General features: G+C 55.9%; 16 protein-coding genes. 6 read left to right on the forward strand and 10 right to left on the reverse strand.

Translation table 11 applies throughout. The features are described 5' to 3' along the window. Positions 1-6 precede the first annotated feature (6 nt). Positions 7-624: a trimeric intracellular cation channel family protein gene (locus ACN0V1_RS04845; protein ID WP_417543909.1), complete on the reverse strand. Its 618-nt coding sequence runs from the start codon at positions 622-624 to the stop codon at positions 7-9. A 224-nt stretch (positions 625-848) separates the two neighbouring features. Here ACN0V1_RS04845 and ACN0V1_RS04850 point away from each other — a divergent pair, with 224 nt between their 5' ends. Next, a complete protein-coding gene (locus ACN0V1_RS04850; RefSeq protein WP_417543910.1) occupies positions 849-1,829 on the forward strand; it encodes an NADPH:quinone oxidoreductase family protein in 981 nt (326 codons plus the stop codon). A gap of 390 nt (positions 1,830-2,219) precedes the next feature. On the opposite strand, the gene ACN0V1_RS04855 is transcribed toward ACN0V1_RS04850, so the two are convergent. The 8 genes from ACN0V1_RS04855 to ACN0V1_RS04890 all read right to left on the reverse strand — a co-directional run bounded on the left by ACN0V1_RS04855 (position 2,220) and on the right by ACN0V1_RS04890 (position 14,007). After that, the gene (locus ACN0V1_RS04855) at positions 2,220-4,043 is read right to left on the reverse strand and encodes a long-chain-acyl-CoA synthetase (protein WP_417543911.1); all 1,824 of its coding nucleotides are present in this window, start codon (positions 4,041-4,043) and stop codon (positions 2,220-2,222) included. 62 nt (positions 4,044-4,105) lie between these two features. Next, the gene (locus ACN0V1_RS04860) at positions 4,106-4,933 is read right to left on the reverse strand and encodes an SDR family oxidoreductase (protein ID WP_417543912.1); all 828 of its coding nucleotides are present in this window, start codon (positions 4,931-4,933) and stop codon (positions 4,106-4,108) included. Beyond that, entirely contained in the window at positions 4,930-6,900 is a 1,971-nt protein-coding gene (locus ACN0V1_RS04865; protein ID WP_417543913.1) for an acetyl/propionyl/methylcrotonyl-CoA carboxylase subunit alpha, read from the reverse strand. The genes ACN0V1_RS04860 and ACN0V1_RS04865 overlap by 4 nt, the downstream gene beginning before the upstream one ends. A gap of 154 nt (positions 6,901-7,054) precedes the next feature. Next, positions 7,055-7,873, reverse strand: a complete 819-nt coding sequence (locus ACN0V1_RS04870) for an enoyl-CoA hydratase/isomerase family protein (RefSeq protein WP_417543914.1) — start codon at positions 7,871-7,873, stop codon at positions 7,055-7,057. A gap of 148 nt (positions 7,874-8,021) precedes the next feature. After that, positions 8,022-9,188 (reverse strand): citronellyl-CoA dehydrogenase, encoded by a 1,167-nt coding sequence (gene atuD, locus ACN0V1_RS04875; RefSeq protein WP_417543915.1) that lies wholly within the window; start codon positions 9,186-9,188, stop codon positions 8,022-8,024. Positions 9,189-9,566: 378 nt separating this feature from the next. Further along, positions 9,567-11,183: an acyl-CoA carboxylase subunit beta gene (locus ACN0V1_RS04880; RefSeq protein WP_417543916.1), complete on the reverse strand. Its 1,617-nt coding sequence runs from the start codon at positions 11,181-11,183 to the stop codon at positions 9,567-9,569. 9 nt (positions 11,184-11,192) lie between these two features. Further along, entirely contained in the window at positions 11,193-12,059 is an 867-nt protein-coding gene (locus ACN0V1_RS04885) for an SDR family oxidoreductase (RefSeq protein ID WP_417543917.1), read from the reverse strand. Positions 12,060-12,210: 151 nt separating this feature from the next. Further along, entirely contained in the window at positions 12,211-14,007 is a 1,797-nt protein-coding gene (locus ACN0V1_RS04890; protein WP_417543918.1) for an acyclic terpene utilization AtuA family protein, read from the reverse strand. A 156-nt stretch (positions 14,008-14,163) separates the two neighbouring features. On the opposite strand from ACN0V1_RS04890, the gene ACN0V1_RS04895 reads away from it, so the two are divergent. The 5 genes from ACN0V1_RS04895 (at position 14,164) to ACN0V1_RS04915 (ending at position 21,997) form a co-directional block, all read left to right on the forward strand. Further along, complete coding sequence (locus tag ACN0V1_RS04895) at positions 14,164-14,784, forward strand: TetR/AcrR family transcriptional regulator (RefSeq protein WP_417543919.1); 621 nt, start codon at positions 14,164-14,166, stop codon at positions 14,782-14,784. A gap of 119 nt (positions 14,785-14,903) precedes the next feature. Then, complete coding sequence (locus ACN0V1_RS04900) at positions 14,904-17,579, forward strand: S8 family serine peptidase (protein WP_417543920.1); 2,676 nt, start codon at positions 14,904-14,906, stop codon at positions 17,577-17,579. After that, entirely contained in the window at positions 17,576-18,097 is a 522-nt protein-coding gene (locus tag ACN0V1_RS04905) for a protease complex subunit PrcB family protein (RefSeq protein WP_417543921.1), read from the forward strand. Before ACN0V1_RS04900 ends, ACN0V1_RS04905 begins: the two co-directional genes overlap by 4 nt. Before the next feature lie 116 nt (positions 18,098-18,213). After that, positions 18,214-20,109 (forward strand): DNA topoisomerase IV subunit B, encoded by a 1,896-nt coding sequence (gene parE / locus ACN0V1_RS04910; RefSeq protein ID WP_417543922.1) that lies wholly within the window; start codon positions 18,214-18,216, stop codon positions 20,107-20,109. 112 nt (positions 20,110-20,221) lie between these two features. Continuing rightward, positions 20,222-21,997: an SLC13 family permease gene (locus ACN0V1_RS04915; RefSeq protein ID WP_417543923.1), complete on the forward strand. Its 1,776-nt coding sequence runs from the start codon at positions 20,222-20,224 to the stop codon at positions 21,995-21,997. Here the strand turns inward: ACN0V1_RS04915 and ACN0V1_RS04920 are convergent. Then, on the reverse strand, positions 21,984-23,279 hold the full coding sequence (locus ACN0V1_RS04920) for an EAL domain-containing protein (RefSeq protein WP_417543924.1): 1,296 nt from the start codon (positions 23,277-23,279) through the stop codon (positions 21,984-21,986). The genes ACN0V1_RS04915 and ACN0V1_RS04920 overlap by 14 nt on opposite strands. Positions 23,280-23,585 lie beyond the last annotated feature (306 nt).

Here is a 23,585-nt window from a genome sequence, read left to right on the forward strand (position 1 = left end):
CGGTCGTCAGCGCTGTAGTGGGTCTCGCTGTAAACGGATATCAAAGCGTACTGCAGCCATCCGGACAACCACAATAAAGAGCAGGCCAATCGTCAGCGACAGCGTTTCGCTTTCCAGCGCCCACTGGCACAGAAAATAAAGCCAGCAGCCGGCAAATGAAATGGACGCGTAGATTTGATCCTTGCGAAAAATGAAAGGTACTTCGTTACAGAGGGTGTCCCGCAGAGCTCCGCCAAACGTGCCGGTCATCACACCGAGCAGTGAGGCGATAAACCATGAGTGGCCCAGATCGAGAGCCAATTGCGCCCCCAGAATCGAGAAAGTACCGAGCCCGATGGCGTCCGGAAAAACAATCCAGGATTCGCGAATGCGCTCCGAGCGCTTCCAGTAGCTGAATATGATCGCCATGGCGAGAATGAGAATGGGTTGTTCTTCGTGCTTGATCCAGTAAACCGGGTGATTTGCCATGATCAGATCGCGCAGGGTTCCGCCGCCGAGTGCCGTGATAAAAGCGATGGTAAAAACGCCGACGGGGTCCATGTTCTTGGAGCGAGCAACTACCATGCCCGATATCGCGAAGGCAATAATTCCAATCATTTCAAGCGAGTAAATAACGTCGAACATAATCAACCCTGAAAGGAAGACGGATGGTTTCTGAGCGGCTCGGATCAGGAGCGCGAAGGATAACGGAAACGTGTTTCTTATTCACCTCAGGATATACGCTTGTGAAAGTCGTACTATAAGCCCGACTTATTCACATGGATAAAGGTTCTTTATTTGCTTCATGAAGAGAGTCTGTTTAGCTTGGCATGATTCAATAACAACTGATTTTTATCAAAGGAGTTCCCATGAAAGCGATCCTCTGCAAGGAATATGGTCCGGCTGAAACATTGGTCATCGAGGATGTCCCCAGCCCGGAGGCCAAAGGCCGCGGCGTTAAAGTCCGCGTAAAAGCCGCAGGCCTGAACTTTCCCGATACTCTGATCATCGAAGGCAAGTACCAGCTTAAACCGACAATGCCGTTTTCCCCCGGCGGAGAAATGTCTGGTGAAGTGATTGCAGTGGGCGATAAGGTCACCCGTTTCAAAGTCGGCGACCGGGTTGCGGGCCTGACCGGGTACGGCGCCTTTGCCGAGGAAGTGATCGTACCCGAGCACAATCTGCTGCCAGTGCCGGAAGGCATGAGCGACGAAAAAGCCTCTGCGTTCACCATGGTTTACGGTACGTCCTATCACGCACTCAAACAACGCGCCAACATCCAGCCAGGCGAAAGCCTCCTGGTTATGGGTGCCAGCGGGGGTGTTGGCCTGGCAACGGTAGAGTTGGGTAAGGCTATGGGTGCTCACGTTATCGCCGCAGCCAGTTCTGCCGAGAAGCTGGAGGTTGCCAGGGCGGCTGGTGCAGATGAGCTGATTAATTACACAGAAGAACCTTTGAAAGACGCGGTAAAGCGCCTGACCAACAGCAAAGGCGTGGATGTGATCTACGACCCCGTAGGTGGTGATTTTACCGAACAGGCGCTACGTGCCATGGCCTGGAACGGCCGCCATTTAATTGTTGGCTTTGCTGCAGGTGATATTCCGAAGATTCCAGCGAACTTGACGCTGCTGAAAGGTTGTTCGGTTGTCGGCGTGTTCTGGGGCAGCTTTACCCAGCGCGAGCCGGAAGCGAGTGCCCAGAACATGATGGAGCTGATGAAGCTTTATGCCGAAGGTAAAATCGACCCGAAAATAAGCGAAGTATTCGAGTTTGAAGATTACGCCAAGGCTCTGGGGGCTCTTACTGAGCGGCGTGCTACTGGGAAGGTGGTGCTTAAAGTTGGGGCTTGAGTGGCCTTCTGAATCGTAGCCTGATGGTTTTGGAGTAGGTGAGAGTGGGCGGCCCCTCCCAAAAAACCGCTACGAGCACATCCATGTGCGCTTGACTGCGGCCATCCATGGCCGCAGACATTTTTGGGAGGGGCCGCCCACTCTCACCATTTAAACTTTCAGTTATCGCTAGTAATACGATGGCCTTGAGAAGAAGTTTTTGTGATTTAGGACTACTACTCTAAACTCTGAAAGCCATGCAGGGCGGGTCTTCCCAAAAATGTAGAGGGCCAAGGACGGCCCGAAACAAGCGCACACGGATGTGCTTGTAGCGGTTTTTGGGAAGACCCGCCCTGTATGGCTAACCCCGATCTAAAAGGCTAGGGTCATAACCAGCCGGCAACACCAAAGTCAGAAGTTAAACTGTCCGGAATCAATATCCGAAACCAGCTCCGGGGTCAGCCGAACGTAACCCTCGGTTTTGGGCAACCAAGCGAAGACTTCCTCATCAGACCGTTCTAGAGTGTAACCGGCTTTCTGAATATCCACCTTACGGTACTTGAAGGTTCCCGTTTTCTCGATGGCTTGGGTAACCCTTACAAACACCGGAACCGCATAAGCCGGCAAGTTGTCCCGCAGGAAACCAAGCAGCTTATCGATATCAAAGGTTTCGCTGTTCGGCACCAGCGTCACCATGCCAGCTTTTCCGTTGGTTTTCGGGATCTCCACGCCATAAACGATGGCCTCTTCAACCATTCCGGAACCGTCGAGGATATTTTCTACCTCGTTGGTTGAAACGTTCTCGCCTTTCCAGCGATAAGTGTCACCCATTCGATCGACGAACTGCAGGTGGCGACAGCCGATTTCTCGCAGAACGTCACCGGTGTTGAACCAGGCGTCGCCTTTCTTGAAGGCGTCGCGCAAAATGGATTTTTCCGTGGCTTCTTTCCGGGTGTAGCCCTCAAACGACCACTTTTTCGTGATCTCACCGATTAGCAGGCCAGGGTCGCCTTTTGCAACTTCCTGCATGGTGCCCTTTTCATTCCGGACCGGGTCGCGGGTGCCATCGTGGAACTTCACCAGTTTGTAAGACGCTGTGGACATGCCAACGGTATTGTCCAGATTGAAGAAATTGCTGAAGCCGATGTTGCCCTCGCTGGAAGCGTAGAGTTCCGAGATGGTCTCAATACCAAAACGCTCTTTGAACTCCTTCCAGATGGAGGGGCGCAGCCCATTGCCAAGCATCTTTGTCAGGCGGTGGTTGCGATCCTGTTCACTTGGCGGCTGGTTCAGTAGATAGCGACAGAGTTCGCCAATGTAGCCAAAAACCGTTGCATCGTAGCGGCGCACGTCGTCCCAGAAGGCGCTGGCGGAGAACTTGCGGCGAAGGGCAAGCGCAGAACCTCCGGCCAGCACCGAGCCCCAGCAAACGACGAGGCCCGTGCCGTGGTACAGCGGCAGGGTGCAATAGAAGACGTCTTCCGGTTTCATGGCCAGAGACATCAGGCCAAAGCCACCGTAGGCTTTCAGGAACTTGTTGTGGGATCCGGGGGCAGCCTTTGGCAAGCCGGTTGTGCCGGAAGTGAACAGATAAATAGCTGTATCTCCGGTTCTGGGCGGGTCACTCAGAACAGGGTTGTCGCTGTTAAAGGTGCTGACCTGCTGAGCCATGTTGGCATAGCCCGAGGGCGCGTCGCCAAAGGCGTTGAGGGTATTTGTATCGGCGAGGAATAAAAATGGCGTGGGGTGGCCAAGCTGAAGGCTTGCTTTCATATCGTCAAAGGCAGATACCAGCTCTTCGCCTACCACGACCATTTCAGGGGTAACCAGGTTAATGCTGTGTTCCAGCACTTTACCTTTCTGGGCCGAATTCAACATGGCGCAGGCAACGCCGATCTTGGCCGCGCCCGCAATCACGGCCAGAATTTCGGGACGGTTTTCCAGAAAGACGGCAATAGAATCGCCTTTTTTCAGCCCCTGAGCCTGAAAATAACCTGCGATGCGGTTGGACCATGCATTGAACTCGCCCCAGGTTATGCTGCGGTCTTCAAAGAGAATGGCAGGTCTGTTTGCATACTTTTCGGCGTTGTTTTCAACAAGCGTTCCAAGGGTGATGGTTTTTTGCGTATCTTTGATCGAGTAATAGTAAAGCCCTTTTGCGATCGCAGGGAATCTTTTCATTATCCCGGGCAGGCGGCGTGCGATATCCATCGCTCTGACTTTGTCTTGGCTCATGGTCTTTCCGTAAGGTGCTTTTTATAGTTGGTTAAGAGCTTCGGATTAACCTCACCGCGAGGCTAGTCCAGGTAAAGGTCTGGCAGCAGGGGTTTATCACCGGCTTTGTACCGGTAACTCTCGAAATCGGTTACGCCATCTGCGCGGAGTACGTCTTCGTCAATCAGGTTCAGGCCAGTCATTTCGTCGACTGACCGGTTCAGGATGCTTACGGTTGCGTCGGCCATGATGTCTGGCTTCCGGCCTTGCGCCATTAACTGTTCGCCTCCCGCTTCGTGTTGAATCGCTGCGGTCGCAATTATGGTTTTAGGCCATAAGGTGTTTACTGCAATGCCGTAACGCTTGAACTCCTGAGCCATGCCGATGCTGATCATGGTCATGGCGTATTTCGTGGAGGTGTAAGGTCCGAAGTGAGCAAACCATTTTGGGTCCATATTCAGTGGCGGCGACATGCTCAGGATGTGGCCGCGCTCGGACTGTTTGAGCCAGGGCAAAGCGGCTTGGCTGCATGCCATCACAGCACGGGCATTAACCTGGTGCAGGATGTCGAAGCGGCTGACCTTCAGCTTCTCAACGCCGGCCAGGCGAATGGCGCCGGCGTTGTTGATCAGGGCATCAATGCCGCCAAAGTGTTCGGCTGCTTCATCAATGCGCTGTTTGATCTGTTCTTCGTCGCGAACGTCGAGCACCAAAGGCAATGCCTGGCCTCCTGCTGCGCGAACTTCCTCGGCGACCGTGTGAATGGTGCCGGGTAGTTTTGGATGCGGTGTGTCCGACTTTGCAGCGATCACAATATTCGCACCTTGGCGGGCACACGCGAGAGCAATCTGGCGGCCGATACCCCGGCTTGCACCGGTAATAAATATGGTTTTCCTGTTCAAAGTATTCATTTCTGGCTCTCCTGTTCGGATGATTCGTTGGCAGTGATTTCGGCCAGCAACTGGTTACGCTTCACTTGATCGCCTTTGTTAGTCAGAACCTGGCTGACAACGCCATCGCAGTCAGCTTTTACCGGGTGCTCCATTTTCATGGCTTCCAGTATGACAAGGGTTTCTCCTTGGCGAACCGTCTGCCCGGGCTCTGCCAGAACGACGATAATGGCGCCGTCCATTGAGGCCTGAATGTGCCCGCTGCCTGTGCCGTTGACGCCTGCGGCCGGCTGGTGAGTAAGATCCGTGACCGACCACGACTCCCCGAACGCCTGTAAATATAGGGAATCTCCGTCGCGGTGATATTGGCAACGCTTACGGATGCCGTTGTCGATAATGCATAAGACACCGTTTTGCACGCTGGTGACCGTCAGTTCCTGTCGTTCGTCTCCCAAACGACAGGAAAGCTTGTTACCACTGCTTTGCACCAACAATTCAACAATTTCGTCGCCGGTGTCGAGCTTCATCGGCGTATTGGTAGCCGGTGCGTTGCTCCAGGCTTGCTGACCAGCCTTGCCATGGGCCAGTACGCAGGCTGCAAGAGCGAGCTGGCGGATTTGCGGTTTGGCTGGCTGCAGTGATGGGTCATCGCGGAAGGCCTGTTGCAGGAATGCCGTGGTGGCCTCGCCGGCACCAAAAGTGCTGTTTGCGATGAGGCGACTCAGGAAGTACCGGTTGGTTGTGACGCCAAAAACAGTGGTGTCTTCCAGCGCACGGATCAGCCGCCGGCGGGCTTCATCCCGGTTTTCGCCCCAGGCGATAACCTTCGCGAGCATGGGGTCGTAGTGTGGTGTTACTTCGTCACCGGAGCGCACACCTGTGTCATAACGCAGGCCTTCACCTTCTGCGGGCTTGAAGATGTGTAGTGGGCCGGTTTGCGGTGTGAAGCCGTTGGATGGATCTTCGGCGTAGAGCCGGACTTCGATGGCGTGGCCGTTCAGTTCAATGTCGTTCTGAGCCAGCGGCAGTGGCAGGCCTTCGGCAACCGTCAGCTGCCAGGCCACCAGATCCTGCCCGGTGATCAGTTCGGTAACCGGGTGTTCTACCTGCAGGCGCGCGTTCATTTCCAGGAAGTAGAAGTTACGGTCTTTGTCCACAAGGAACTCGACGGTACCCGCTCCTTCGTAGTTGCAGGCCAAGGCAGCTTTTACAGCGGCTTCGCCCATGGCGGCCCGGAGTTCGGGGGTCACAAAGGGGGAGGGCGCTTCTTCAACCACTTTCTGGTGGCGACGCTGTACCGAGCAGTCCCGTTCGCCCAGGTAGACGGCATTGCCGTGGCGGTCGGCGAAAACCTGAATTTCCACGTGGCGGGGTTCGATGACGGCTTTTTCGAGAATCAGTTCGTCGTCACCGAAGGCCTGTTTGGCTTCGGAGCGGGCCCGTTTGATGTTGTCGGCCAGTTCGGGTTCGCTGTTTACCAGGCGCATGCCCCGGCCACCGCCACCGGCGGAGGCCTTGATCATCAATGGGTAGCCGATGTCGGCTGCAGCGGCAATGAGCTCGTCATCGCCGGCGTTGTCGCCTTCGTATCCGGGAACCACAGGGACTCCGGCTTTTTGCATGGCGATTTTGGAGCGTCGTTTGCTGCCCATGAGTTCGATGGCGCCGGCTGGTGGGCCTACAAACACGATACCGGCTTCTTTGCAGGCATTGGAAAAGGCGGCGTTCTCGGAGAGGAAGCCGTAACCGGGGTGGATGCAGTCGGCGCCAGTTTGGCGTGCGGCATCGAGTATGGCGTCGGCGTTCAGGTAGGACGCGGCAACTTGTGGAGGGCCTATGCAAACGGCTTCATCTGCCAGTTCGGTATGCATGGCGTGGGCGTCTGCTTCGGAGTAGACGGCGACGGTGCGGTATCCGAGGGCTTTGGCGGTGCGAATAACGCGGACGGCGATTTCGCCCCGGTTCGCTATTAGTAACTTTTTTAGCATTGTGCTGGTCTCGTAAATTTGTGCCTGTCCGTGAATGGCGGTGGAAGCACTTTCAGGAAACCGCTACAAGCACATCCGTGTGCGCTTGACTCCGGCCATCCATGGCCTCCGACATTTCCTGAAAGTGCTTCCACCGCCATTCACTCCCTCTGACTTATTTCGTGTCTGCCCAGGCTGGTGGACGCTTCTGCATGAATGCCATGGTGCCTTCTGTACCTTCGCTGCCTCGGACGGCTGCTGTGAACATTTCCGCAGCGCTGTCGAGTAATCCGCTCATGGATTCGTGCCCAACCCGATGGAGCAGGGCTTTGGTTTCTGCCGTGGCGTTTGGCGCGCAGTGGCGAACGCGTTCCAGTGCATGTGTCAGCATGTCATCCAGCTCAACATCTGATGAGGCGGCCTGATGAACAATGCCCAGTGCACAGGCTTCTTCCGCATCAATTCTTAATCCGAGCAACGCTAGTCGGCGGGCCTGGGTCAGGCCTATGCGTTCAACTACAAATGGAGCGATCTGGGCCGGGATGATGCCGAGGGAGGTTTCCGGCATACCAAATTTGGCTGTGGGGCCGGCAATGGCGACGTCTGAGACGCAGGCCAGGCCGAAGCCGCCGCCCATTACGGCACCTTCGGTGATGGCGATGACAACTTTGGAGGATTCGTTTACTTGTTGGATCATCTGCCCGAAGGCGCGGTTGAGGCGGTAGAAGGGGTCGGTTTCGCCTTCACCGGCTTTCTGGTTGCTGGCGCCGGCCATGTCCTTGATATCACCGCCGGCACAGAAGTGGCCGCCTGAACCACGGATCACCACGGCGCGTATGCTGCTATCGGATTCCACTTCAGTAAAGATCGTGGACAGCTCCGCAACCATCTGCAGGCTCATGGCGTTGCGGGAGTCTGGCCGGTTGATGGTGATGTGCAGGGCTGGCCCCTGTTTTTTCAGAAGCAGTGTTTCGCAATGAGGCAAGGTTTCCATAAAACGACTCCAAGAATATTGTACGGGGCTGGCGGCCCGGCATGGCTGTTCAGGACTGTTGAGGGCCATGGATGGCCCGATTCAAACCCTACATGGATGTACTTGTGGGCGTGTCCTGAACAGCCATGCCGGGGTGCCGGTCTTGCACCTAAGTTCTGCTTTTGCGCTTGCCAGGCAAAGTCCCCATAAGCTTGCAAATGATCCCCAGCATGATCTCATCGGCACCGCCGCCGATAGACACCAATCGGACATCTCGGAATGCACGGGAGGCGGGGTTGTCCCACATAAAGCCGTTGCCGCCCCAGTATTGCAGGCAGCTATCCGTAACCTCACGGCCCAGTCGACCGGCCTTCAGTTTGGCCATGGAGGCGAGTTTGGTGACGTCTTTGCCTTCAACATGCAGTTCGCAAGCCTGATAGGTCAGGGCGCGCAGAGCTTCTACTTCGGTTTGCAGTTCGGCCAGGCGGAAGTGAATGACCTGGTTGTCGATCAGCGGTGTGCCGAAGGTCTTGCGCTCGCGGCAATACTCAATGGTCTGATCGATGCAGTTTTCCAGCGCCTTGATGACGTTGGCCGCACCCCACAAACGTTCTTCCTGGAACTGCAGCATTTGCATCATGAAACCGGTGGCTTCGGCACCAATGCGGTAGCGTTGGGGTACACGAACGTCGTCGAAGAAAATCTGCGCAGTTTCCGAGGAGCGCATGCCGAGCTTGTTCAGGTGCGGGCTGAAGGTGATGCCCGGCGAGTTCATGGGTACCACGATCAGTGATTTGTTCTTGTGCGGCTTGTCGTCGCTGGTGTTCGCCAGCAGGCAGATAAAATCGGCCTGTGGGCTGTTGGTGATCCACATTTTCGAGCCGTTGATGATGTAGTCGTCGCCGTCTTTTTTGGCGTTGGTTTTCAGGCCCGCCACGTCGGAACCGGCACCTACTTCACTTACGCCAATGCAGCCCACCATGTCGCCGGCGATAGCCGGGGCCAGGAAGGTGCGTTTCAGTTCGTCAGAACCAAAGCGGGAGATGGCGGGGGTGCACATGTCGGTCTGCACGCCAATGGCCAGAGGTACGCCACCACAGTGAGCCATGCCGAGTTCTTCAGCTGCTACGAGGTTGTAGCTGTAATCAAGCCCCATGCCGCCGTATTCTTCGGGCTTCTGAATGCCCAATAAACCGAGGTCGCCCATTTTTTTGAACAGTTCGTGAATGGGGAACTGGCCGGCTTCTTCCCATTCGTCGCAATGGGGGTTAATTTCTTTTTGCACGAAATCGCGGACGGTTTTTCTCAGGGCTTCGTGCTCGGCTGTGAATTTCACTTTTGTTCTCCTAGTATCTAGTTCGTGCTTTCTTTGTTTTGGTGCACGTTCTTTGGCCTGGGCGGTGTGGGTGCGGGATTTCCTTCCAGAAAACCGCTACGAGCACATCCGTGTGCGCTTGTTTCCGGCCGTCCATGGCCTCCAACATTTTCTGGAAGGAAATCCCGCACCCACACCCATGTCTTCAAATTTATTGCTACGTTCTGAAATTTTTGTTTGATGAGCGCTACTTGCACTCAAGCTTGTCACATGGCTCTCAACTTTCGTGTTTTGTTACCTAAGCATGCTCTTCAAAGGAGTTAACTCGTGGTGCCCCCTCCCAGACGGTGCCCCCACCCAAACAAGCAATCCACAAGGCGGGCATCACCAAAGCCTCAATCAAAGGCGGGCCACGCCAAATGTATTGGGCCGTAACTGACGGATCTCTGCTTCGCGGCATACGTCGAGAACCAGAGCCACTACGCGTCGGGTGTCCCTTGGGTCGATCAGGCCGTCGTCCCAGAGTCGGGCTGTACCGAACAGGGCTGTGGAACCGTCTTCCAGTTTTTTGGCAGTAGCCTGTTCCAGAAAATCCAGGGTTTTCGGATCAGGCTCTATGCCGCTGCGACGTTGCTTGTCCTCCGCCACTATGCGCATCACCTTGCCAGCCTGGGCCGGGCCCATTACGGCGGTCCGGCTGTTGGGCCAGGCGAAGATGAATCGTGGGTCAAGACCGCGTCCACACATGGCGTAGTTACCTGCACCATAGGAACCGCCGATCACGATTGCGATTTTTGGCACCCGGCAGTTGGCAACAGCCTGTAGCATTTTTGAGCCGTGTTTGATGATGCCGTTCTGTTCCGAGTGCGTGCCCACCATGAAGCCTGTGGTGTTGTGCAGGAACAGCAATGGCGTGCCGGCCTGGTCGCAGAGCTGGATGAACTGGGCGGCTTTCGCGCTACCCGCCGGTGTGATCGGGCCGTTGTTGCCGATGATGCCGACGGCGTGGCCTTCAATTCGGATGGTGCCGCATACGGTTTGGTCGTCGAACTCGTTCTTGAAGTCCATGAACTTCGAACCGTCAGCGATGCGGGCCAGGATTTCACGCACGTCGTAAGGCTTTTTGGAATCCGAGGGAATAACGCCCAGCAGCTCCTCTGCAGGATGCACTGGTTCGTCCCATGTCAACTCGCGCCGCGGCGGGAGCTGCTCGTTCCAAGGCAGCGCTTCCAGAATGTTTCTGGCCTGGCGGATGCCATCGGCGTCGTCCTCTGCGAGGTATTCAGCGGTGCCAGCAACCTGTGCATGCATCTCCGCGCCGCCGAGCTCTTCGTCATCGGCTATTTCGCCGGTTGCCGCTTTCAGCAGTGGCGGGCCGGCCAGGAACATTTTTGCCTGGCCGCGGATAGCGATCACGTAGTCAGACAAGCCTGGCTGATAGGCGCCGCCAGCAGTGGCGTTGCCATGCACTACCGTAACCTGCGGCAGCCCAGCTGCGGACATGCGAGCCTGATTAGCGAAGCCGCGTGCGCCCTGCACAAAAATATCGGTGGCGTAGTTCAGATTGGCGCCGCCGCTCTCTGACAGGGAGACAACCGGCAGTTTGTTTTCTTTGGCGATCTGTTGCAGGCGCAAGGTTTTATCCAGACCCGCAGGGGTGATGGTGCCGCCCTTGATGGCGCTGTTGCTGGCAACTACCAGGCAGCGGATACCGCTGACGGTACCAATACCGGCGATGATGTTGCCGCCAGCCATGCTGCCGTCTTTGTCGTCATGCATTTTGTAGCCTGCCAATGAGCACAGCTCCAGGAACGGTGTGCCACGATCCAGCAAACGATTAATCCGATCCCGGGGCAGGAGCTTGCCGCGCTTGGTGAACTTTTCTCGCGCGGCTTCTGCCAGGTCGAGAACCTTCTGCTCAACATCCCGGAAGGTCTGGATGTGTGCGTTCATGGCCTCGGTGTTGCCACGGAACTCGTCGGACTGCGGATTAACGCTGGTTTCCAGTGTTTGCATAAAAATTTCTCAATCCTCGCTGAGCACTTTGGGTGTGACTGCCCGATGAAAACCGTTGTAAGGCTCGTTATTCTTGGCCTTGGGAAACGGCCATACGCGCCCACCCTGTGACGCTGCGCCATCAATGCGCAGGCAGTCGCCATTGACAAAGGAGGCACCCGGGCTCAGCAAGAAGCAGATGGCCGAGCTGACTTCCGATTCCGTACCCATGCGCTTTATGGGTACGTTATCGCCAAGGCTGCGAATCCACTGCTTCATGTGTTCGGGGTAGTTGTCCATGCCACTCGATGCAATCCAACCGGGAGCGACCGCATTCACGCGAACACCGGAAGTGCCCCATTCCACAGCGGCTGTCTGGGTGAAATTCACCATGCCAGCCCTTGCGGCACCGGAGTGGCCCATGCCCGGCATACCGCCCCACATGTCGGCCACAATGTTCACGATGGCGCCGCCGGTTTTTGACAGAGCCTGGGTATAGGCTTCTCTCGCCATCAGAAAACCGCCGGTGAGGTTGGTGCGTACCACCGTCTCCCAGCCTTTCTGGTTGATGCCCGCCAGAGGGGAAGGGAACTGCCCGCCAGCGTTGTTGACCAAACCGTGCAACCCTCCATGCTCTGCAATAATCGCTTTCACCGTGGCTTTTACAGATTCTTCTTCACGGATATCGCAAACGTGCGCCGAGGCGATGCCGCCGTCTTCAAGTATTTCAGCTTTGACGGCTTCAACTTTCTCGGTTTTACGGCCCACCAGCGCAACTCTGGCGCCGAGGGACGCCAGTTCATGTGCGGTACAGCGCCCGATACCGGAGCCGCCGCCGGTCACGATAAATGTCTTGCCCTTAAACAGATCAGGGTGAAAAACAGATTGATAACTCATAATTCAAAAACCTTCTTTAAATGTCCGAGCGCTCAGGCAGGGAGAGGGCTCCTGGACTGTGAGCAGCAGGGATGCTGCGCTCAAGCCTACAAGGACGTATTAACGGTGTGTCCTGGAGTCCTCTCCCTGCCTGAGTGCATGCACCATAAGTTTAAGAACCAGCAAGCCCGGAAGGCACTGGCACCGGAAACTCCAGTAACTGCTGGGCAAACGCCTTGCCTTGCGGATCAATACGCAAGCTGGCAACGCCGCCTCCGCCCAGGCTGTGTTCCAGCAGGAAATTGAAAGCGTGGAATCCGGACAGCGTCCAGCGAGTAACCCTGCCGGTTTCCGGGTTCAGTGTATGGGCCATCCACTCGGCGACGGCTTCTTCGGTTAATGCAGCTGCAATAAACGGAACGAACTCCGGTTTGCGCGCAATAACACCAATGTTGCTGTGGTCGCCCTTGTCACCGCTGCGTGCCCAGGCCAAATCAATCAAAGGCACCGTGGTGTCGGTAGCCGATGCGCGTTGGATTGCGGGTTGGGCCTTGATCTGGCCGGGCTGAAATCCACCAGCAGAATCTACATCAACGGATGCTGCCTGGCCGTTCAGATCAACAGATACCGCAACCTCGCTCTTGGGTACCAGGCACGAATAAAGTCGAATCTTGGGCCAGACCGTTGGCCGGCCACCCACAATGCCCGTCAAACCCGGTGCCATGCCGGTAGCAGCTTGTGCGATCTCCCGGGAGAAGAGCACAAGAGCTCCTTTTTTTGCATGTGCAGCACTGATTTTTACGACAACTTCCCGGCTGCCCTGGCCGCGACCTTGTTTGCCGTAGGTGGTTTCAGTACCCAGCAGTTCGATGCTGGTTTCCGTGTAGTCGGGCAGGCCGCGTTCCTGAAACAACCGGGATGTTTTGGTAAGGATAGCTTCGGCAATAGCCTGGGCTTTCTTCGGGGCATCAATGCCTGCAAGCAGGAAGGTTGCGGTGCACTTGAAACCGTCTGGCCAGGTGCCGGAAACCTTATAGCTGCCAGTTGGCGGCAAGCCTTGTGCGCCGCGAACGGTTACACGGTCTGGCCCGCTTTCTTCCAAGCTCACATTCGTAAAGTCGCAGGTAACATCCGGCAGGAAGTACGCCCGGGGGTCATCAATTTCGTAAACCAGTTGCTCAGCGACGGTGCCCTGACTTACCTTGCCACCGGTATCTTCCGGCTTGGTAACAACGAAATCACCATTTGCGCTTACCTCGGCAATGGGGAAACCCATGTCGGCGAAGCCTTCGGCAACGTCTTCCCAATCGGTAAAGTTACCGCCCGTAGCCTGTGCGCCGCACTCCAGCAGGTGGCCGGCAAGGCTGCCCTGTGCCAGTTTGTCGTAATCTCCCCAGTCCCAGTCAAATTCGTGAACCAGGGGGGCGAGTATCAAGGCGCTGTCTACCACTCGGCCGGTAAGAACAATGTCGGCGCCTTGACCCAGCGCGGCCACCAAACCAGAGGCACCAAGGTAGGCGTTAAGGCTTACCATCATTGCCGGCATGAGCTCGCCAGTGGCCATTTCGGTGATACCGGCTTTGCTCAGGGCCTGTTTTTTAGGCAGCAGGTCATCGCCGAGCACCAAGGCAATTTTCATGTCTACGCCGGCTTTTTCGCACAGCGCTTTCAGGGCATCGCGGCAGGCCACCGGGTTCACGCCGCCGGCGTTGGTCAGTACGCGAATCCCTTTTGCTTTGATGTCTCCAAGCAATGGCCCCATAACGGTTTCAACAAAGTCCCGGGCGTATCCCTGGCTGGGGTCTTTCATCTTTTGACCAGCCATGATCGACATGGTGACTTCGGCCAGGTAGTCGGCAACCAGATAATCGATATCACCTTTGTGAACCAGTTGTGCCGCGGCCGTTTCGGTGTCACCCCAGAACGCGGAGGAGCAACCTATGCGGATGGTCTTCGGTGAATTGGTCATGTTTGCGCATCCTGTAGCTGTGTTGCCCTGGGCACCACAGCTGTGTGCCGGCCAACTATTGAACCGTTGGTCAAACAATACCAAGCAAGCGCTTGGTTTGTAAACAGGTAAATTTCAGGTAGAATGTCGGTTCTTTTAAATCCGCTGGATCTGCCCGTGAATCAAGACAAAATTCTTCAGTCACTCATTGCCGAGAATCTGGTTTCGGACCCGGACAGTGCACGTGGTCGTTTGCTTCGCGAGGCGGCCCGCTTGTTCCGTGATAAAGGTTATGAGCGCACCACCGTCAGGGACCTGGCGGCGGCAGTGGGTATTCAGTCCGGAAGCCTGTTTCACCACTTCCGTACCAAAGAGGAAATTCTCAAAGCGGTCATGGTTGAAACCATCAGGCTCAACACGGCGGTCATGCAGGCGGCCATGGAGGCTGCTGATTCCAGTCGGGACAAGCTGAGGGCGCTGGTCAGCGCCGAGCTGGAATCGATTAACGGCCAGACCGGCGAAGCTATGGCGGTTCTGGTATTCGAATGGCGCAGCCTGTCGGAGGCTTCGCAGGCAGAGGTACTGAAGCTTCGTGATATCTATGAAGCCTTGTGGCTGGATGTGCTTGGCGCTCTGAAAGACGAGGGCGCTCTGATTGCCGATCCGTTTGTAGTGCGCCGAATGCTGACGGGTGCTTTGAGCTGGACCGTAACCTGGTATCGGCCGGAAGGTGGTGGTCTGACCCGGGATGGACTGACCGATCAGGTGGTCGCAATGTTGGGTCTCAGTCAGTCGTAATCTGCGATCTGGGGACAGAGTTGCGCAGCAGTCGGTGTTTCAGTCAGGGAAGCCTGTCACGAATCCGCAGTATAGTGGCACTATAGATGTTCAATGGCTGATGTTTCGGGGCACGTGTAATGGATTGTAAAAACAACCGGGTTGCTGGTGTACTGATTCTTTCGCTGGTAATAAGCGGTTGCGGCGGGTCATCATCGTCGGGTGAAAGCGGGGATGGGACGATTGATGTCCCGCTGCCTTTGGCTCCGGTTGTTGTAAGTGGCTCTATCGGTATTGAAGCCAACACCCGGGTTGACGGTGATTCTGCGGATCGTCTTGTGGTCGGCAGGCTCCCGCTGACACAACCTCAGCTGCTACCAGCCTCTTTCGTTCTCGCAGGGTATGTTAGTTATAGCGAAGACTTCCGAGACATCAGCGATCCTTATGATGACTTTCCTCAGGATCCGGAAGACCGTTTTCAAGTTCCGGTTGTGCCGGGTGAGCGTGTGTTTCTCCGTACCTTTCTTGATGATTCGGGGAGGGCGACAGTAACGTTGGAACTACAACGCCTGGATGGCGCGGTTCTGGAGTCTCAGGCTACTGACCCGCTTAGCGGGCTGTTTTCCGCCAGTGTGAGCCTGCCCTTAGCTGAGGCTGCAGATGATTATATTGTGGTAGTTTCCGCCGGAGATTTTGATCCGCCCCCCGTTCGTTATGTGCTGTCAAAAACAGCGGGTGTTCAGTCCGCGGCGCTGAGTCTGGACTGGCCCAGCCATCTCTTTGTTCCTGGAAGGGCGATCGTGGCCATGTCGGACTCATCCGGCCAGCGGATGGCCGCATCCAGTCTGGCCGTGGGGCAGACTATCCGGGAGCTGGATCACAAACACTGGTTAATGGCCATGCCGGCCAGTCGCATGTCAGCGCAAGCGGCCACCAATGGACAAGACACTCTGGATTGGATCGATACCCTGAGGCAGCAACCCGGGGTTACGAGCGCGATACCTGACTATGTTGTATCGGCCCAAGGGCCGCTCGATGAGCCGCTGTATCCAAAACAGTGGCATTACGATCTGATAAACCTTCCCGCTGCCTGGCAACTGGACGCCGAGGGCGGTTCTGGTGTCACAGTAGCGGTGCTGGATACAGGGTTGTTCAGAGACGGTTCCGGCTGGCATCCGGACCTTGCCTCGGCTGTTGTCAATCCTCTTCCCTCTGACCCACCCGGAGCCGACTTCGTCTCAGCAGAATTCGACAATGATAGCTCTCCAGGCCGGGATAACGATCCACGGGACCCGGGAAATGCTGCGGGTACCAATGTGTTTCACGGCACCCATGTTGCCGGTACAGTTGCGGCCAGCGCTACTAACCTTTTGGGCGGAACGGGTGTGGCATTTGGTAGTGAGGTATTGCCCGTGCGGGTGCTGGGGGAGGGGGGTGTCGGATCGTCCACAGATTTGATTGATGCAATCCGGTGGGTGGGCGACAGCTCACCGCCCAAGGCTGACATCATCAATCTCAGCCTTGGTGGCTTGCCTGCAATAGAAGCGTTGCAGGATGCTATAACCGATGCTGTTAACAATGGCGTGATTGTTGTGGCGGCTGCAGGCAACCAGACAAGCTCCCAACCCGTATACCCGGCCGCCGCGGATGGCGTGTTTTCTGTCAGTGCGGTGGATGGTGGTGGCAATCTTGCCAGCTATTCCAACTTCGGCTCATGGGTTGATCTTGCGGCTCCTGGCGGCGATGTACTCAGGGATGCGAACCTGGATGGCCTAGCGGATCTGGTGATCAGCGCCAGTGGCAGTTTAGGCGCAAATGGGTTTGAGCCGGATTATTCCGGACTTCAGGGTACCTCCATGGCGGCGCCTCATGTGGCTGGCGTGTTTGCACTTATGAAAAAATTAGAGCCAGATCTGGATACCGGAACGTTGATAGGCTGGCTTGAGGATGGGAAGCTTACTTCGCCGGTTCCTGGCGGTCGCTCAGATGCGTTGGGGTATGGGGTAATTGATGCTGCAAAGGCGGCGTTGATGGCGATAGAGAATCCATCCGTCACGATTCTTTCCGCATCGCCCTCAACCGTCAGCCTGTCGTCGGAGACCCGAAAATTTCAGGATATTGACTTGCAGGTGCTGGGTGACGAGAGTAGCGGACTGACGATTGACCCGGACATTGTGAGCCCGGATTGGCTCGACGTGTCTCTTTCACAGACGCAGCCGTTTTCACTGACCGTCGCGCTGAACGGTCAGTTGCCGCCGGGCGGTCCTGTACGCACGAAGCTGGAGGTTAACTACACCACTGACACTGACAGCGACAGAGTGCTTGAGATTCCCGTGGTGGCTGAGCTTGTGACGGATGAAAATGCGCGGGATGCAGGTCGGCATTTTGTGCTTCTGGTCAATACCGAACCGAACGCCCAAGGCCAGCTGGAAACAGTGGCTCAGGACTCTATGGTTGCCGTAAATGGAACTTACCAGTTCGACTTTCGCCTGGCTGATGGGCAAGGCTCCGCTTTTACGGGTGTACCTCCGGGTGATTACTACCTTGTCGCGGGCACAGATCTGGACAATGACGGAATTATTTGTCAGGCAGGTGAGGCTTGTGCGGAGTACCCTGTGACTGGCTTGCGAGAGGTGATTACCATAGATGAAAACACGAATCTGACGGGCATCCGTATGACCACAAGCTATTCTCGCCCCACCATATCAGCGGCAACACCAGATGTTCTGCCTCGCCCCGGATTCTCGGGCTACAAACTGAAAGTGCCACAGCCGGGCAGTGAAGTTGCACCCAAACGCATCGGAGCAGAACGTTGATCGAAGCAATCGAGAAAATAATAACAGGTTTGCGCGTGGTTCCGCTGCTGGCCGGGTGCGCATTTCTGGTTGCCTGTGCAACGACGACAGACACATTGGGTGATAAGCTCAGCGCGCCTTTGGCTCGCCAGGTTACCCAGTCCGCACATTGCGGGCTGACTGGTCCGGGGTTGGCTTATGTCCAGACCTCCGAACGGCTGCAGCAGATGCTGGAGTTACCGGCTCAGAATATGGCGATTCAACAACTGCGGCAGGTGGATCTGGCGAAGGAGCATCTGGTCTTTGTGACGTTGGGAGAAAAGCCAACAGGCGGGCACAGTGTCAGCCTGGCTTCGGCTGAGATGAAGAACAACGACAAGACCTTACGCCTTGTCATGGCCGTGCGAGCGCCGGCGCCGGGCACTATGGTTTCACAAGTGATCACCTCGCCCTGTGTGGTGCTTGCCGTTCCGGCCACTGGTTGGCTGGAAATCCGGGTGTCGGGTGTCCGTGACTCGGATCTTGTTGTGAAGCTCTGACTATCCCTCCCTTATTTTGGCTGTTCATACAAACACTAATCAGCCGTTGATCTTTGGCGGCGAATCCCTAAGCTATGGGAACGAATTTTTACTACCTGCGGAGTCACTTTCTGCCTATGAGCCAGCAACAATATAACGCCGACGCCATCGAAGTACTGAGCGGCCTGGACCCGGTGCGCAAGCGCCCCGGAATGTATACGGACACCAGTCGTCCGAACCACCTGGCGCAGGAAGTGATCGATAACAGTGTCGATGAGGCTCTCGCGGGTCACGCCCGCCGTATCGATGTGGTGCTGTACGCCGATGGAGCCCTCAGCGTTGAGGATGATGGTCGGGGCATGCCGGTTGATCTCCATAAAGAAGAAGGGCTGCCCGGCGTTGAGCTGATTCTGACCCGACTGCACGCCGGTGGAAAGTTTTCCCAGGCCAATTACAACTTTTCAGGCGGACTGCACGGCGTCGGCGTTTCTGTCGTGAACGCGCTTTCGACCCACCTTGAAGTGACCATAAAGCGCGATGGCGAGCTCCATCGTATGACGTTTGCGAATGGAGACAAGGCCTCCGAGCTGGAAGTGATCGACACCGTTGGCAAGCGCAACACCGGCACCCGCATCAAGTTCACGCCGGATACGAAATATTTCGACAGCCCTAACTTTTCCGCCAGCCGCCTGCGCCATAATCTTCGCGCAAAAGCCGTGCTTTGCCCCGGGCTGACCGTGACCTTTGTTCAGGAAAAAACCGGCGAGAAAGACGAGTGGTTCTATGAGGAGGGGCTTCGGGATTATCTGCGTTCGGCACTGGTCGATGTTGAGGTGGTTCCGCTGGAACCGTTTATTGGCAGTTTTTCCGGTAACCAGGAAGCGGTTGACTGGGCAATTCAGTGGCTTCCGGAAGGCGGTGAAGCGCTCATGGAAAGCTACGTTAACCTGATCCCCACTGTTCAGGGCGGCACCCATGTAAACGGCTTGCGGACTGGACTTCTGGAGGCCATGCGTGAGTTCTGCGAGTTCCGTAACTTGTTGCCACGAGGCGTAAAGCTTTCGCCCGATGATATCTGGGAAAGAGCAGCTTACGTGCTTTCATTCAAGATGCAGGAGCCGCAGTTTTCCGGCCAGACCAAAGAGCGTTTGTCGTCACGGGAGGCGGCCGGGTTTATTTCCGGTGTGGTCAAGGACGCTTTCAGCCTATGGCTGAACCATCATACCGATGTCGCCGAAGTGCTGGCGGAACTGTTCATCAGCAATGCGCAGCGCAGGCTCAAAGCCAGTAAGAAGGTGGCACGCAAAAGGGTAACCTCCGGCCCAGCCTTGCCCGGCAAACTGGCCGATTGCTCCGGGGGCGATACTGCCCGTTCCGAGCTGTTTCTGGTTGAGGGTGATTCCGCTGGCGGTTCCGCCAAGCAGGCGCGTGACCGCGAGTTCCAGGCAGTTATGCCGTTGCGAGGCAAGATTCTGAACACCTGGGAGGTGGATTCCAGTGAGATTCTGGCTTCCCAGGAAATTCACGATATCGCCGTGGCTATCGGTGTCGACCCCAACTCGGATCAGCTCGATGGCCTGCGCTACAACAAAGTCTGTATCCTCGCCGACGCAGACTCTGATGGCCTGCACATTGCGACACTTTTATGCGCTCTGTTTCTGAAACATTTCCGCCCGGTTGTTGCGGCAGGCCATGTGTTTGTTGCTATGCCGCCGCTGTACCGGGTGGATCTGGGTAAGGAAACCTTCTACGCACTCGATGAGCATGAAAAGCAGGGCATTCTCGATCGCATCGAAGCCGAAAAGCGTAAGGGCAAGATTTCCGTGACTCGCTTTAAGGGGTTGGGTGAGATGAACCCGCTCCAGCTCCGGGAGACCACCATGGCTCCGGATACCCGCCGTCTGGTTATGCTGACCATCGAAGAAGGCGACGATACCGACAGCCGGATGGATATGCTTCTTGGCAAGAAGCGCGCGGCTGACCGGAGGTCCTGGCTTGAGGCTTACGGTAATATGGCGGATGTAGCAGGGTAGGTTTGCTATTTGCGCTATATTCCAAAAGAATCTATAAAAAGAATTCGTTATTCTTTTTAAGTATTCATTAAACTCGTTATTCTGCCGGTTTTCTGATCGGGACAAACCGCAGATGGATTGGCAAGGCTGGTTTGCGTTGGGCCTCGCAGGCAGCGCGCTATTACTTATGAGTTCAGGACGATATGCGCCCCATCTGGTCATGATGGGGGTGCTTGTGATCCTGAGTGCAAGTGGCATTATTTCAGCTGACCAGGCGCTTGCGGGTTTCAGTAACACCGGGCTGATCACTGTTGTGGCGCTGTTTGTGGTGGCTGCGGGCATTCACCATTCCGGCGGGGTTGACCTGCTGGTGAGGCACCTGCTTCGAAACCCCAAGACCGTTCGTTCTGCTCAGGCGCGGATTACTCTTCCGGTTGCCCTGTTGAGCGGCTTTCTCAATAATACGCCGGTCGTGGCCACAATGATTCCGGCTATTCATGCCTGGTCCCGAAAGATCGGAATAGCTCCTTCCAAGCTTATGATTCCTCTCAGTTACTCCGCCATCCTTGGTGGCACGCTGACCATGATTGGCACCAGCACCAACCTGGTTGTAAATGGTCAGTACCAGCAACTGACCGGCGATGTCGGACTTTCCATTTTTTCCATTACCGCCGTTGGGCTGCCGGTGGCGATTCTTGGTATTGCCGCCATCTTGCTGTTTTTGCCCAGAGCGCTGCCCAATCGGGAGGACCAGCACAAATTTGGCTCCATGAGGGAGTTTACGCTGGAGGTTGCGGTTGCGTTTGATGGACCGCTGGTTGGGAAGGCTGTGGGTGAGGCTGGTCTACGCGAGCTGGAACGCCTTTACCTGGTTGAGATTGAGCGCGATGGCAGCGTGGTAACGGCAGTGCCTTCCGAGGAACGCTTGCGCGGCGGGGATCGGCTCGTGTTTGCGGGCGATACCCAGGCAATTTCTGATTTGCTGCGCATTAACGGCATTGTGCCATCCGTGCACGCGGACGAGCCCAGCCTGAGCAAAGATCGTGCAGAGCGGAGCCTGGTGGAGGCGGCTTTGTCTCCCCAGTCAGAAGTGCTTGGCCTGACCATTCGCGATGCCCGGTTCCGCGAGCGCTACGGCGCCGTCGTTCTGGCGGTCGCTCGGGGTGGTAGCAGGGTATCCGGCAATCTTGGCAACATTCGCCTCAAGCCCGGCGATGTCCTGTTGCTTGAAGCCCGGCCGGCATTTGTGAGCCGGCAGCGCTACAATAAGGATTTTCTGCTTATAAACGACTTGGGGACCGAGACTCCGAGGCATGATCGTGCCTGGCTGTCCTGGGGCGTGCTGGTTGTGTTGGTAGGGCTGGCCGCCTGCGGTGTTCTCAGCATGCTGAATGCCGCTTTGCTGGGCGCGGCCCTGATGATCCTGAGTGGCTGCTGCTCGGTAGGGCAAGCACAGAAATCTGTTGATGTTCCCGTGGTTCTAACCATCGCGGCTTCCTTTGCTTTGGGTGCAGCCCTGCAGCAGACCGGAGCGGCAAGCTATGTTGCCGGCGCTATTCTTGGCCTCAGTAAGGGGCACGTGTTGCTCGCACTTTTTCTGATCTATTTTTCGGTTTCTGTACTTACTGAGGTCATCACGAACAATGCGGCGGCCGTTCTGGTCATACCGGTGGTGTTGTCGATGACCAACACCATGGGCGTTGCATCCGAGCCGTTTGTTATCGCGGTAATGATGGCTGCATCCGCCAGTTTTGCGACGCCCCTGGGGTATCAGACCAACATGATGGTATTCGGGCCGGGCGGTTACCGGTTCGGGGATTTTGTGCGGGTCGGCTTGCCAATGAATGTGTTCATTGGATTGGTTTCTGTTGCTGTTATTTCCCTTGTGTACGGAATTAGCCCGGGGTAACAGAAAGAGTGGGTGGGTTGGCGATAATGTCGCAGCACAGCACGTGCAGTTCGCTTCCGTGAGTAAAGCACAGTGAAAGGGTGACGCACATGTAGGCACCGGTCACGCAGAGATAGGGTGCTGTAACGTGGAGGTCGCCTGGCTGAGCCAGCGCCTGCCGAAGGTATTGTTGCCGGTACCAATCCGCCTTGCTGGTGTGTTCAAGCGGCTTGAAACGCGGGTCCAGGCTTCGGGTCCCTGTGTCGGATATTAGTGTATCCTCAATTTGCACGCCTTTATCATCTGCCAGATAACAGCGTGAAACCATGTGGTGAGCCAGCAGTGTTGTGCAGGCCTTGGCCATAGTGGCGCCGCTCTGCAGTTGCTCTGTCGCTTTGTGGAAGTCCCGCTGGAAGAATTCCACCAACTGTCGGGTCGGGTCCCGCGTTATCTGGTGGCGAGCTTTGTATTCTTGCAGCAGTTGGTCGAAGTCTGTGGGTGCATTGCAGAGCTGCGCCAGATCAGTACTGGGGCGACAGAAGTAGAATCCCTGAACAAAATCCACGCCTGCATCAATGGCAATCATAGCCTGATCAATGGTTTCTACGCCTTCCAGTAAAACCAGGCAACCCGACTGATGCAGCAGTGAAACGATTCCGTTCAGTATCTGTCGGGCTTTGTGATCGTCTGTTGCTCGTACTAGCAGTGTCCTATCCAGCTTGACGATGTCCGGTGACAGATTCCAGATCCGCTCAAAGTTCGAGTGACCAGCACCAAAGTCATCAATGGCCGTCAGGCATCCGAGTTGCTTGTAATAAGCAACGGTTTCACGCAGGCGATCAGCGTCATCCGTTGGTTGTTCGACTATTTCGATAACGATGCGGTGTGGTGGCAGCTTGGTTTTTGCCAGCAATTCGCCGAAAAACGAATCCGTCTGGCTGCCACTGGTTACAACCCGGGGGGAGACGTTCAGAAACAGCCAGTTGAGCTGATCCTCTGAGCCGCTATAATTCTGGATGTGCAGATATCGGCAGAGTCGGTCCAGTAGAAGGGCTTCGGCGTCTGAGGTAGGCAGTTCAAAAAGATGTATCGGCAGAACACTGGCGTTATCCGGGTCCTGAGCCCGAATCAAAGCTTCGTAGCCAACGGTCCGTTTATGGGAAATGCTGTAAATAGGCTGGAGTGCCGTACTCAGAACCAGGCCGCGAAACTCCGCAGTCCAGGTATTGCCATTTCGGTACAGCATTGGCGACAGAAGGTCTACTTCGGAGGCTGTCAGCTTTTCCGCGAGGGAGTGACGCATAGTGAATTTTGAGTCATTGAGCGAATACATCAGGTGCTTTGGACGTCAAGCGCCTGAACGGCCACTGGTCAGTCACTACTGAAACCGGAAAAGCGTGAGTAAACTGATAGTTGGCGAGAGATTGCCAAAAAAAGGAGAGTATTGCCACTGTTTCATGAAGAAACTGGAGGTGATTTGCAATTTTACGTAGTAAATGTGGGTTGCAGAGAAAAGGCCGGCCCCGCTCAGGGGCCACGCAAAATCAGTTATTGCTTGGGATTACAACGGATTCGTCGAATTCAAGTTCCATGTCTTGTCCTCTCGTTC

It is taken from the genome of Marinobacter sp., assembly GCF_048266785.1.
GTDB lineage: Bacteria > Pseudomonadota > Gammaproteobacteria > Pseudomonadales > Oleiphilaceae > Marinobacter.

Coding starts and splice junctions, on each gene's coding strand:
- ACN0V1_RS04845 (WP_417543909.1), bottom strand. CDS start 624: ATGTTCGACGTTATTTACTCGCTTGAAATGATTGGAATTATTGCCTTC.
- parE (WP_417543922.1), top strand. CDS start 18,214: ATGAGCCAGCAACAATATAACGCCGACGCCATCGAAGTACTGAGCGGC.
- ACN0V1_RS04900 (WP_417543920.1), top strand. CDS start 14,904: ATGGATTGTAAAAACAACCGGGTTGCTGGTGTACTGATTCTTTCGCTG.
- ACN0V1_RS04920 (WP_417543924.1), bottom strand. CDS start 23,279: ATGCGTCACTCCCTCGCGGAAAAGCTGACAGCCTCCGAAGTAGACCTT.
- ACN0V1_RS04885 (WP_417543917.1), bottom strand. CDS start 12,059: ATGAGTTATCAATCTGTTTTTCACCCTGATCTGTTTAAGGGCAAGACA.
- ACN0V1_RS04865 (WP_417543913.1), bottom strand. CDS start 6,900: ATGCTAAAAAAGTTACTAATAGCGAACCGGGGCGAAATCGCCGTCCGC.
- ACN0V1_RS04855 (WP_417543911.1), bottom strand. CDS start 4,043: ATGAGCCAAGACAAAGTCAGAGCGATGGATATCGCACGCCGCCTGCCC.
- ACN0V1_RS04870 (WP_417543914.1), bottom strand. CDS start 7,873: ATGGAAACCTTGCCTCATTGCGAAACACTGCTTCTGAAAAAACAGGGG.
- ACN0V1_RS04850 (WP_417543910.1), top strand. CDS start 849: ATGAAAGCGATCCTCTGCAAGGAATATGGTCCGGCTGAAACATTGGTC.
- ACN0V1_RS04890 (WP_417543918.1), bottom strand. CDS start 14,007: ATGACCAATTCACCGAAGACCATCCGCATAGGTTGCTCCTCCGCGTTC.
- ACN0V1_RS04860 (WP_417543912.1), bottom strand. CDS start 4,933: ATGAATACTTTGAACAGGAAAACCATATTTATTACCGGTGCAAGCCGG.
- ACN0V1_RS04915 (WP_417543923.1), top strand. CDS start 20,222: ATGGATTGGCAAGGCTGGTTTGCGTTGGGCCTCGCAGGCAGCGCGCTA.
- ACN0V1_RS04880 (WP_417543916.1), bottom strand. CDS start 11,183: ATGCAAACACTGGAAACCAGCGTTAATCCGCAGTCCGACGAGTTCCGT.